Genomic DNA, 12,195 nt, shown 5'->3' with positions numbered 1-12,195 from the left:
ACGTGCAGGTACTCGTTCGCGACAACAATGTTGACCAGGCGCTTCGCGCGCTGAAGAAGAAGCTGCAGCGCGAAGGCGTCTTCCGCGAAATGCGCGCCCGCGAGGCTTACGAGAAGCCGTCGCAGCGCCGCGCGCGCGAAAAGGCCGAAGGCATCAGCCGCGTTCGCAAGCTGGCCCGCAAGCAGGCCCAGCGCGAAGGCCTGCTGCCCATGCCGAAGTCTGCCGCCAAGTTTGCGGCCAAGGCACGCTGATTGGCGCTTGCTCCGAGACTGGTAACGGCGGAGGCGATGCATGCGCCGCCGCCTTTTTTGCGTTAGACGTATCCGGTGGCCGTCGCGTCTCTGCCGTGGATGCGGCACTTGCGTGAACGAACCGCCTGCTCCGGCGTTACCGTTGCAGCCGGGGCGAGACTGCGGACCTGCGACGTGCCTGAGGCATTCTTGATTTGAGGGATCGATCTTGACATCGACTGTGACGACAGAGGGTTTTGCCGGCCGGGACGCATCCCGCACAGGCACGCAGCGCTCCAGCCGGCTGGGCATCCTTTCCGCCCTCGGCGCGGCCCTGCTTTTGACGGCCTGCCAGACCGATCCCTCCAACGACAGCACGCTGCAGGTCGAGCGGGCGCAGGGTTCGGAGCAGAACATCGCTTCGCTGTCGGGCGTCATCAACAGCAATCCGAGCGATCCCGAAGGCTATAACGTGCGTGGCTCGGCCTATGGCCGCGCCGGCGAGTTCCGCCGTGCGGTCGCGGATTTCAACAAGGCGATCGAGCTCAATCCGCGGTTCTACCAGGCCTATGCCAACCGGGCCCTGGTCGAGCGCAACATGGGCGATCTCGCGGAAGCGCTTGCCGACTACAATTCGGCGCTGCAGCTCAATCCGCGCTACGACGTCGCCTATATCGGCCGCGGCAATCTCTACCGCCAGAGCGGCCGGCTGGATCAGGCCTTTGCCGACTTCAACAAGGCGATCGAGAACGACACGACCGATCCGCGCGCCTATCACAATCGCGGCCTGATCTATCAGGCGCGCAACCAGCATGGGCAGGCGATCGAGGATTTCTCGACGGCCATCTCGCTGTCGCCGAGCTCGCCCGAGCCCTATAACGGCCGCGGCATCTCTTATGTCGCCCAGAACGACGACGACAATGCATTCGCCGACTTCAACACGGCCATCAACCTCAACGGCAAGATCGCGGAATCCTGGGCCAACCAGGCGCTGGTCTATGAGCGGCGCGGCGAAAAGGCGAAGGCGCAGCGCTCGTACGGCCATGCCCTTCAGCTCGATCCGAAATACGAGCCCGCCCGGGCCGGCCTCGCCCGCGTCAAAGCCGCATCCTGAGGCGTTCCGATCGCATCCCATAAAAAACGCCGCTTCGAAGCGGCGTTTTTCGTTTCTGGATGGACTGACGGGCGAGGGGTCAGGTGATGACCGTCGGCTCCGTGCGGCCGGTCCGCTCCTTGATGCCGGCCAGCGTATCGGCGGCCTCGATCAGGTCGGCCAGGGCGACCTGGGTATCGACGTCGTGCTTTGCCGCATCGGGCTCGAAGCGCTCGATATAGACGCGCAGCGTCGCGCCGGACGTGCCGGTGCCCGACAGGCGGAAGACCACGCGGGAGCCGCCTTCGAAAAGGATGCGGATGCCCTGATTGTTGCTGACGGAGTGGTCGACCGGATCGTGATAGGAGAAGTCGTCCGCCGTCTCGATCGTGAGATCGCCGAGCTTGCGGCCGGGCAGAGTGGCGAGCTGGCTGCGAAGCGCATCCATCAGGCCGTTGGCAGCAGCGGAATCCACCTCTTCGTAATCATGGCGCGAGTAGTAGTTGCGGCCATAGGTCGTCCAGTGCTCGCGCGCGATATCAACGACGCTTTCCTTGCGAACGGCAAGGATGTTGAGCCAGAGCAGCACGGCCCAGAGACCGTCCTTCTCGCGGACGTGGCTGGAGCCGGTGCCCGCACTTTCCTCGCCGCAGATGGTCGCCAGGCCGGCATCGAGCAGGTTGCCGAAGAACTTCCAGCCGGTCGGCGTCTCGTAGATGCCGATGCCGAGCTTTTCGGCGACGCGGTCGGCCGCACCCGATGTGGGCATGGAGCGGGCGATGCCGGCGAGGCCCTTGGCATAGCCGGGCGCGAGCGTCGCGTTTGCGGCGAGCATGGCCAGGCTGTCGGAGGGCGTCACGAAGATACCCTTGCCGATGATCAAGTTCCGGTCGCCGTCGCCATCGGAGGCCGCACCGAAATCGGGCGCGTCGTCGCCCATCATCTCCTCGTAGAGGGCGCGGGCATGGACGAGGTTCGGATCCGGGTGGTGGCCGCCGAAGTCGGGCAGGGGCACGAAGTTCAGCACGGAACCCTTGGCGGCACCGAGACGGTTTTCGAGGATCTCCTTGGCATAGGGACCGGTGACCGCGCTCATGGCGTCGAAGACAATGCGGAAGCCGCCGGCGAGGTGGCTGCGGATCGCCGGGAAATCGAACAGGGTTTCCATCAATTCGGCATAGTCGGAGACGGGGTTGATGACCTGTACGGTCATGCCCGCGACCTCCTGCTCGCCCTCGGCGTCGAGATTGATGTCGGCGACATCGGCGATCTTGTAGGTCTCGATCGTCTTGGTGTGGGCATAGATCGCGTCGGTCACCTTTTCGGGTGCCGGGCCGCCATTGCCGATATTGTACTTGATGCCGAAGTCTTCCGTCGGGCCGCCGGGATTGTGGCTGGCCGAAAGAACGATGCCGCCGAAGGCTTCGTACTTGCGGATGACGTGGGAGGCGGCCGGCGTCGACAGGATGCCGCCGCGGCCGACGAGGACGCGGCCGAAGCCGTTCGCCGCCGACATCTTGATGGCGATCTGGATGACCTCGCGGTTGTAGAACCGGCCGTCGCCGCCGATGACCAGCGTCTTGCCCGCGAAGCCTTCGAGGCTGTCGAAGATCGACTGGATGAAGTTCTCGGCATAGTTCGGCTGCTGGAAGACCGGCACCTTCTTGCGAAGTCCCGACGTTCCGGGTTTCTGGTCGGTATAGGGGGTCGTATTTACGGTTTTCGTCATCATTCAACCTTTCGCAAGAAGACCGGCATAAAGCGCGGCATAGCGCGTGGCACTCATATCCCAGGAGACATCGGATTTCATACCGCGCGCCTGCAGGCGCGCCCAGATTTTCGGCTGGCGCCACAGGGAAAAGACGCGGCGGAGTGCCAGCCGCAGGCTTTCCTCGGAGACGGGGGAGAACAGGACGCCGGTGGCGACGTTCGCCGCGACCGCCGCCTCGTTGGCGTCGATGATCGTATCGGCAAGACCGCCGGTGCGAGCGACGACCGGCACGCAGCCATAGCGCAGGCCGTAAAGCTGGGTCAGGCCGCAGGGCTCGAAGCGCGACGGCACGAGGATGGCATCGGCGCCTGCCTGCATGAGGTGCGACAGCGGCTCGTCGTAGCCGACGACGAGGCCCACGCGACCGGGATGCATGGCGGCTGCGGTTCGGAACGCGGCTTCGAGCGCCGGATCGCCGGAGCCCAGCACGGCGAGCGTGCCGCCGTTCTCGACGATCATATCGATGACGCCGGCCAGCACGTCCATGCCCTTCTGGTCCGTGAGGCGGCTGACGACGCAGAAGAGTGGACCGTCGGTCGCAACCAGGCCGAAGCGCTCGCGCAGGGCGTCGCGGTTGGCCGCTCGCTTCTTCAGGCTGGCGGCGGCATAGGGCGAGGCGATGTGCGGATCGGCTTGCGGGTTCCAGACATCGGTGTCGATGCCGTTGACGATGCCGTGGAGGTCGGCGATGCGGGCGGCCAGAACGCCCTGCAGGCCCATGCCGAATTCGGGCGTCAGGATTTCCTGCGCATAGGAGGGGCTGACGGTGGTAATCGCCGTTGCCGCCATCAGGCCGCCCTTGAGGAAGGAGACGTCGCCGTAATACTCGACGCCCTGCACCGAGAACGCGCCCCAGGGCAGCGCGAGTTCCGGAAAGGTGCTGGCCGAAAACTGGCCGCGGAAGGCGATGTTGTGGATGGTCAGCACGGTCGGCACATGGGCGGCACCGCCATGCTGCATGTAGACGGGGGCGAGTGCGGCCTGCCAGTCATGGCAGTGGACGAGGTCCGGCGTCCAGTCGGGCAGGATCCCGCGCGCGATCTCGGCCGCCGCCAGCGACAGGGCCGCGAAACGGCGGAAATTGTCCGAGTGGTCGAGGCCTTGCGGGTCGAGATAGGGTCCGCCCGGCCGGTTGAACAGCGTGGGGGCGTCGAGCACCAGGAGGTCGAGACCGTCATGCTCGGCCGCCAGGATCGCAGCGGGATGGCCGAACAGCGTCTCGAAACCACCGAGCCGCGTCGTAGCCCCGATCTTTTCCATGACGGCGGGATAGCCGGGCACCAGCGTGCGCATGCGGATGCCATGCGGTTTGAGCGCCGCGGGCAGGGCGCCCGCGACGTCGGCCAGGCCGCCGGTCTTGATCAGCGGAAAGACTTCGGAGGCGACCGAAAGGACGTTCATCGTCCTCACAGTCCCAGCTTGTCGATCATGGCTTGCGTGATCAGGCAGATGCCGTTTTCCGAACGGCGGAACCGCTTGGCGTCGAGGTCCGGATCCTCGCCGACGACGAGACCTTCCGGGATGACGACGCGGCTGTCGATGACGACGTTCTTCAGCTGCGCATGACGGCCGATCTTCACGCTCGGCAGGATGACGGCACCATCGAGTCGGGAGAAGGAATTCACGCGGACGCCGGTGAACAGCATGCTGCGATTGAGCGAGGCGCCGGAGATGATGCAGTCGCCCGAAACCAGCGAGGAGGTGGCCGATCCGCGCCGGTTCTCGTCGTCATGCACGAACTTCGCCGGCGGCTTGATCTCGGCAAAGGTCCAGATCGGCCAGGTGCTGTCGTAGATGTCGAGTTCGGGCGTTACATGCGTCAGGTCGATATTGGCCTGCCAGTAGGCGTCGATCGTGCCGACGTCGCGCCAGTAGGCCTCGCGCTCGAAGTCCGAGCGCACGCAGGACTGGTTGAAGCGGTGGGCGATCGCCTTGCCGTGCTGGACGATGTAGGGAATGATATCCTTGCCGAAGTCGCGGCTGGAGGTCGGATCGGCCGCATCGCGGCGCAGGATATCCATCAGGAACTTCGTGTGGAACACGTAGATGCCCATGGAGGCCAGCGCCATGTCGGGATTGCCGGGAATGCCCGGCGGGTCGGCCGGCTTCTCCACGAAGGCGATGATGCGGTCCTTCTCGTCCACATGCATGACGCCGAAGCCCGTCGCTTCCATGCGCGGGACCTCGAGGCAGCCGATCGTGACGTCGGCGCCGCTGTCCACATGCTGCTGGAGCATCAGCTCGTAGTCCATCTTGTAGATGTGGTCGCCGGCCAGGATGACCATGTATTCGACGCCATGATCCTCGATGATGTCGATGTTCTGGTAGACGGCGTCGGCGGTGCCTTCGTACCACTGCGTTTCCGACACGCGCTGGGAGGCGGGCAGAATGTCGAAGCTCTCGTTTCGCTCGGGCCTGAAGAAGTTCCAGCCGTTCTGCAGGTGGCGGATCAGGGAGTGTGCCTTGTACTGCGTGGCGACGCCGATGCGGCGGATACCCGAATTCATCGCGTTCGACAGCGCGAAATCGATGATGCGGGCCTTGCCGCCGAAGTAGACGGCGGGCTTGGCGCGACGGTCCGTCAGTTCCTTCAGACGGCTTCCACGGCCACCGGCCAGAACGTAGGCCATGGCGTCGCGGGCCAGCGGCTGTATGCGTTTTTCCATTGTATCCTCCCGATTTTGCGGTCTCTTGGCCGGTCTGCCCGCCCTCTCAAACGGGCCGACCGGCATAATGCTGTCGTCCCGGCCGGAGACCCGGCCGTGTTCGTTTTCAGTCCTGCTCCAGCATCAACGTGGCGAGCGGCGGCAAGGTCAGGTTCGCCCGGATCTCGCCGGATGCAGTACGCACGGCATGCACCACGCCGCCATTGCCCTTGCCGCTACCGCCGTAGATCTCGGCATCGGTGTTGACGATCTCGCGCCAGCGCCCCTCGCTCGGCAGGGGGATCGAGTAGACCTCGCGGTAGACGGGGGTGAAGTTCGAGATGACGGCGACGGCCTTCTGGCCGGGCGCCTTGCGCAGCCAGGCAAAGACCGAATTGTCGCTGTCGTCGGCAATCAGCCACTCGAAGCCCTCGCCCTCGCAATCGCGTGCATGCAGCGCCTGCTTGTTGCGGTAGGTGCCGTTGAGGTCGCGGATCAGCCGGCGCATGCCCTGATGCAGGGGATATTCGAGCAGGTTCCAGTCAAGCCCGCGCTCTTCCGACCATTCCGCCCACTGGGCGAACTCCTGGCCCATGAACAGCAGCTTCTTGCCGGGATACCCCCACATGAAGCCGTAATAGGCGCGAAGATTGGCGAATTTCTGCCAGTCGTCGCCCGGCATCTTCGCCACGAGCGATCCCTTGCCGTGCACCACTTCGTCATGGGAGAGCGGCAGCACAAAATTCTCGCTGAAGGCGTAGACGAGGCCGAAGGTCAGGTCGTTGTGGTGATGCTTGCGGTGGATGGCGTCCCGCGCGAGATATTGCAGCGTGTCGTGCATGAAGCCCATGTTCCACTTGAACCCGAAGCCCAGGCCTCCGGTGTGGACCGGTGCCGAGACGCCCGGCCAGGAGGTGCTCTCCTCCGCAATGGTCAGGATGCCGGGATGGCTGCCGTAGACCTCCTTGTTCATCGTCTGGAGGAAACGCACGGCATCGAGGTTCTCGTTGCCGCCATACTCGTTTGGAACCCATTCGCCATGCTTGCGGGAATAGTCGAGATAGAGCATCGACGCGACCGCATCGACGCGCAGTCCGTCGAGATGGAATTTCTCGGCCCAGTAGAGCGCATTGTTAACGAGATAGGCAAAGACCTCGGCGCGGCCGAAATTGTAGATCGCCGTGTTCCAGTCGGGATGGAAGCCCTGGCGCGGGTCCTCATGTTCGTAGAGGGCGGTGCCGTCGAAGTTGCGCAGGCCGTGGGCGTCGACGGGGAAGTGCGCGGGGACCCAGTCGAGGATCACGCCGAGGCCGACCTTGTGGGCACCGTTGACGAAACGGGCAAAGCCCTCCGGTTCGCCGAAGCGGGCGGTCGGCGCATAAAGGCCGGTCGTCTGGTAGCCCCAGGAGGGATCGTAGGGGAACTCGCTGATGGGGAGGAACTCGATATGGGTGAAGCCCATGTCGACGCAATAGGGGATGAGCCGCGCGGCCATCTCGTCCCAGGAGAGAAACGCGCCATTGTCGCCGCGCTGCCAGGAACCGGCATGCACCTCGTAGATCGAAATCGGCTGGCGGCGCGCGTCGGCGGAGGCCCAGTGCGCGCGGTGCGCCTCGTCTTCCCAGACCTGCGCGATTTCCGGCGTGGTGACCGAGGCCGTCTGGGGACGAAGTTCCGAGCGGCGGGCGAAGGGGTCTGCCTTCAGCGGCTGAAGCTGGCCGTCCTGTCCGATGATCTCGTATTTGTAGGGCGTTCCCGCTGGGACATCCGGGATGAAGATTTCCCAGATGCCGGTGTCGAGCCGCAGCCGCATGACGTGGCGGCGCCCGTCCCACGCATTGAAGGCGCCGACGACCGACACGCGGCGCGCATTCGGCGCCCAGACGGCGAAGTGAAAGCCGTCGATGCCCTCATGGCGCACCGGATGGGCGCCGAGCTTGTCGAACAGGCGAAGGTGGGAGCCCTCGCGGATGAAGTAGTCGTCCATGGGCCCGAGAACCGGGCCGAAGCTGTAGGGATCGGTGACCGTCCAGCGCCCGCCGGCATTTTCCGCCTTGTAGCGGACCGGCTGCACCTTGCGCAGGCTGACCGTCCCCTCGAAGAAACCCGACTCGTGGCGGAGCGCCAAGGTGCCGATATCCTTGCCGGAGAGCGTTTCGACGGAGACGCTGGTCGCGCCTGGCAGAAAACAGCGGACGACGACATCCTTGCCGACCGCATGGGGTCCGAGGCTTGCAAACGGATTGCTGTGCGTTCCATCGATGAATGCTGCTACCTCGTCCTCCGGCAGATGCGCCGGCGACGAAGCCTCTTTCAGCTCGGATGTCATCCGGCTCTCCAAATCTCGTCGGCATACTGCCGAATCGTCCGATCGGAGGAGAACCAGCCCATCCGTGCGGTGTTGCGGATGGTCTTGCCGTACCATTGGCTGGTATCGGTCCAGATGGCATCCACTTCGCGCTGCGCCTTGGCATAGGCGTCGAAGTCGGCCGCGACCATGAACCAGTCGTGAGAGTAGATACCGTCGATCAGGCCCGAGAAGCGGTTGCGGTCGTCGGGGGAAAAGACGCCGGACGCAATCGCCTGCAGTGCCTGCGACAGCTCGCGCGACGCCTCGATGACGGCCCGCGGTTCGTGGCCCTCCTGGCGCAGGTTGGAGACTTCTTCCGCCGTCATCCCGAAAATCTTGATGTTCTCCTCGCCGACGCAATCGCGCATCTCGACATTGGCGCCGTCCAGCGTGCCGATGGTCAGCGCACCATTCAACGCGAACTTCATGTTGCCGGTTCCCGACGCTTCCATGCCGGCGGTTGAAATCTGCTCGGAGAGATCGGCGGCGGGCACCATAATTTCCGCCAGCGAAACGTTGTAGTTCGGAATGAACACCACCTTCAGCAGCCCGCGCACCGCCGGGTCGTTGTTGATGACGCGGGCGACGTCGTTCGCCAGCTTGATGATGAGCTTGGCATTGTGATAGCTCGGCGCCGCCTTGCCGGCGAAAAGCTTGACGCGCGGAACCCAGTCGAGCTCGGGATGCGAGCGGATCTGGTCGTAGAGCGAGATCGCCTCGATGATGTTCAGCAGCTGGCGCTTGTATTCGTGAATGCGCTTGATCTGGATGTCGAACATGGCGGACGGGTCGATGCGGATGCCCATCCGGCTCTGGACGAGCTGGGCGAGCCGCACCTTGTTGTCGCGCTTGATGGCGGCGAAGCGATCCTGGAAAACGGCGTTGTCGGCATGCGCGTCGAGCGCCTTCAGCGCCTCTGCATCGTCCATGAAGTCGTCGCCGATCGTCTCGCGGATCAGCGCGAACAGCTCGGGGTTACACTGCATCAGCCAGCGGCGCGGGGTGATGCCGTTGGTCTTGTTGTTGATGCGCTTGGGGTAGAGCTTGTGCAGGTCGGCAAACACCGTGATCTTCATGAGATCTGTGTGAAGCGCCGAGACGCCGTTGATCGAATGCGAGCCGACGAAGGCGAGGTTGCCCATGCGCACGCGGCGGTCGCCGCTTTCGTCGATCAGCGAGATGTTGCGCACCTGCTGGTCGCTGTAATCCGGCAGCTTGCGCGCCTCGAGCAGGATCTTCGCGTTGATCGCATAGATGATCTGCATATGCCGCGGCAGCAGCCGCTCGAACAGCGGCACGGGCCAGGTTTCCAGTGCTTCTGGCAGCAGCGTATGGTTGGTGTAGGAGAAGGTGCGGCGGGCGAGATCCCAGGCGGTGTCGAAATCGACGCCGTGGACGTCGGTCAGCAGGCGCACCAGCTCGGCAACGGAGACGGCCGGATGCGTGTCGTTCAGCTGGATGGCGACCTTGTCCGGCAGGGAGGTGAAATCCGGATACTGCTGCAGGTGCCGGCGCAGGATGTCCTGCAGCGAGGCGGAGGAGAAGAAGAACTCCTGGCGCAGGCGCAGCTCCTGACCGGCCGGCGTCGCGTCGGCCGGGTAGAGGACGCGGGCGAGCGCTTCGGCCTTGTTGCTTTCCCGCAGCGCGCCGATGTGGTCGCCGGCATTGAAGGCGTCGAGCAGGATGGGGTCGATCGGATGCGCGCTCCACAGGCGCAGCGTGTTGGTGCGCTTGCCGCGCCAGCCGACGACCGGCGTGTCGCAGGCCGTGGCGATGACGCGCTCGGCCGGCTTCCAGACGTAGCGGGTCAGCTCCTCGTCGATATTGACGGTTTCGACCGCGCCGCCGAAGCCGATCTCGTAGGAGCTTTCGCGGCGCTCGAACTCCCAGGGATTGCCGTGTGCAAGCCAGGTTTCCGGCAGTTCCACCTGCCAGCCATCCGCCATCTGCTGACGGAAGAGGCCGTGCACATAGCGGATGCCGTAGCCATAGGCCGGGATATCGACGCTCGCCATGCTTTCCATGAAACAGGCGGCAAGCCGCCCGAGGCCACCATTGCCGAGAGCGGCGTCGGGCTCCAGTTCGGCGATCACGTCGATATCGACGCCGAAGGATGCCAGCGCCTCCTTCAGCTCGTCCATCAGGCCGATATTGGTGACGGCATCGCGCATCAGGCGGCCGATCAGGAACTCCAGCGACAGGTAGTAGACGCGCTTGGAACTGTCGGTGTAGGCCTTGCGGGTGGACTCCATCCAGTTGTCGGTGATGCGGTCGCGCACGACCAGGATCGCGGCCGTCAGCCAGTCATGCGGCTTGGCGACCTTCGGGTCCTTGCCGATGCGGTAGGTCAGGCGTTCGATGATCTCCTGCGCCAGAATTTCGGCGCTCGACTCGCGGCGCGCGGCGTTCGGAATTTTCTCATTGGAGATACGGCTGACCATGGATCCGGGCTACCCTCTTGAACGTTGTTCCGACACCACCGCAGGCGCACGCGTGCGGAGAATTCCAGCAATGTATGCACCGATACGAAGCGCTTGCAATAAGTGTTTTCAAGAGGATGTAAAATGAAGCCGGCGGGCGGCGGCGCGTGCTCGATGGTGACGGGCTTCCTCGTCTCGGTGTTCGATCCGCGTGCCTCCGCCGCCGTTTCCCCGGTTCTTCGCGCTGCCGGCCGCGGGCCGGGGGCAGAGGGTCTGCACATGCGAAAAACCCGCGCGAATGGGTCGCGCGGGTCTCTATGAGGGAGTGCCGACATTTGTTTTACTGCGTCAGCCGGACCATCAGGTTGCTGGCCTTGTTGCCGATCGCCTTGAAGGCTGAAACGAGGTCCTCGCTCTTCTCGGCCTGGAAATAGTAGGTCGGGTCCGTGGCGCAGCCCAGCAGGAGATCCTGGCCGCGCTTGGGCGCCTTGAAGGCGACGGTAAAGACCTTGATGCCGTCGTCGCGGGCCTTGTCGCAATAGAACTTCGTGGCCGCGTCCGATCGCGTCGCTTCGCTGTCGCCCGTTCTGTTCTGGTAATAGTTGTTCTCGCCATCCGTCATGAAGACGATGTATTTGGTCGGAACTGCGCCCGTCTTCTGCGCGTGAGCCTTCGTTTCCGTGTTGCCCGACAGGTCCCGGTAGGCGGAGGTGAAGGCGTCGCTCGAGTCCGTTCCGCCGGTCGCCGCAAGCGCGTTGACATAGGTTCCTGTGCCGGCCGTTCCCCAGGCGAGCACACCGGGCGCGTCCTGCGCGTTGTTGTAGGAGATCGCGGAGGTTCTCACATAGATCGAGGTGGGATCGGCCGTCTTCAGCTGGGTGAGAAGGCTGTTCACGGCCTTCTTCAGCGTTGCGATCTTCGAGACGTAGCAGGGCGTGCTCCACTTCGAGTAGGGCCAGTAGGCTTCCTCGTAGATGTAGCAGCCGTTGGTGGATGTGTCCTTGGTGTCGGTCTTCCAGGCCATCGAGCCGGATCGATCGAGAACGAGCACCATCGACAGGGCGTTCTTCGTGTCCGAGACGCCTTCCGACTTGCCGGTCGCGGACAGGTTGATGCCGTCGCCGCTCACGAGGCGCGTCATGGCGTTGAGATCGACGGGGAGGGTGGATTTGACGCTGATGTCGTAACCCTTCGCACCCGTCTGGAGGGTCTTCGGCTCGATCGTGACGGATATATTGTCGATCAGCAGCTTGTCGGCCGCCGCCTGTTTCACGCTGGCTTCCGACGCGGCGGGCGAGCCGATCGGTATCGGGCTGGCCGTGGCGTTCCGCATGGCGATGACGACGTAGTCGCGCGCGGCTTCGCGGGCCTCGTCCACGGTCATGTGCTTGTTGGCAAGGCCCGAGGCGGCGGCCAGCGCGCCGCTGTCCACCGCGGCCTGCAGCCGATTTTTCTGAAAGACGATGTTGGTGGTGTCGATCGCCACGCCGGCGACGAAGAGAACAACCGGAAGCACGACGGCCGCCATCAGCGCGATGTTGCCGCCCCGGTCTTCGAGGCTCCGCCCGATCATGCCGAAAAATCGCCTCATGTCCCTCTCCTGCGTCCACGGTCCGCTTCGCGATATCGCCGAAGCCCATCTTGCCGCATTGTTAGCAGGGCTTCGTTGGTGACGGCTTACAGGAG

8 protein-coding genes are annotated in these 12,195 nt (G+C 64.3%); 2 read left to right on the top strand and 6 right to left on the bottom strand.

Annotation, left to right across the window (positions count from 1 at the left end):
- Positions 1 to 2 precede the first annotated feature (2 nt).
- Both rpsU and LRX75_RS19410 read left to right on the top strand, forming a co-directional pair.
- On the top strand, positions 3 to 251 hold the full coding sequence (gene rpsU / locus LRX75_RS19415) for a 30S ribosomal protein S21 (RefSeq protein WP_062595880.1): 249 nt from the start codon (positions 3 to 5) through the stop codon (positions 249 to 251).
- Positions 252 to 534: 283 nt separating this feature from the next.
- Entirely contained in the window at positions 535 to 1,344 is an 810-nt protein-coding gene (locus LRX75_RS19410; RefSeq protein ID WP_231816385.1) for a tetratricopeptide repeat protein, read from the top strand.
- A gap of 79 nt (positions 1,345 to 1,423) precedes the next feature.
- Here the strand turns inward: LRX75_RS19410 and LRX75_RS19405 are convergent, their stop codons facing one another.
- The 6 genes from LRX75_RS19405 to LRX75_RS19380 form a co-directional block, all read right to left on the bottom strand.
- Positions 1,424 to 3,052 (bottom strand): alpha-D-glucose phosphate-specific phosphoglucomutase, encoded by a 1,629-nt coding sequence (locus tag LRX75_RS19405; RefSeq protein ID WP_231816384.1) that lies wholly within the window; start codon positions 3,050 to 3,052, stop codon positions 1,424 to 1,426.
- A gap of 3 nt (positions 3,053 to 3,055) precedes the next feature.
- Positions 3,056 to 4,495: a glycogen synthase GlgA gene (glgA, locus tag LRX75_RS19400; protein ID WP_231816301.1), complete on the bottom strand. Its 1,440-nt coding sequence runs from the start codon at positions 4,493 to 4,495 to the stop codon at positions 3,056 to 3,058.
- 5 nt (positions 4,496 to 4,500) lie between these two features.
- On the bottom strand, positions 4,501 to 5,760 hold the full coding sequence (glgC, locus tag LRX75_RS19395) for a glucose-1-phosphate adenylyltransferase (protein WP_113150065.1): 1,260 nt from the start codon (positions 5,758 to 5,760) through the stop codon (positions 4,501 to 4,503).
- Positions 5,761 to 5,866: 106 nt separating this feature from the next.
- Positions 5,867 to 8,068 carry a 1,4-alpha-glucan branching protein GlgB gene (gene glgB, locus LRX75_RS19390; protein WP_231816300.1) on the bottom strand — a complete coding sequence of 734 codons (2,202 nt, stop codon included), beginning with the start codon at positions 8,066 to 8,068 and terminating at the stop codon, positions 5,867 to 5,869.
- Positions 8,065 to 10,530: a glycogen/starch/alpha-glucan phosphorylase gene (locus LRX75_RS19385; RefSeq protein ID WP_231816299.1), complete on the bottom strand. Its 2,466-nt coding sequence runs from the start codon at positions 10,528 to 10,530 to the stop codon at positions 8,065 to 8,067. The genes glgB and LRX75_RS19385 overlap by 4 nt, the downstream gene beginning before the upstream one ends.
- Positions 10,531 to 10,849: 319 nt before the next feature.
- Entirely contained in the window at positions 10,850 to 12,100 is a 1,251-nt protein-coding gene (locus LRX75_RS19380) for a vWA domain-containing protein (protein ID WP_231816298.1), read from the bottom strand.
- Positions 12,101 to 12,195 lie beyond the last annotated feature (95 nt).

Source organism: Rhizobium quercicola, assembly GCF_021168455.1.
Taxonomy (GTDB): domain Bacteria; phylum Pseudomonadota; class Alphaproteobacteria; order Rhizobiales; family Rhizobiaceae; genus Ferranicluibacter; species Ferranicluibacter quercicola.
This window is presented reverse-complemented; position numbering and strand designations above follow the sequence as displayed.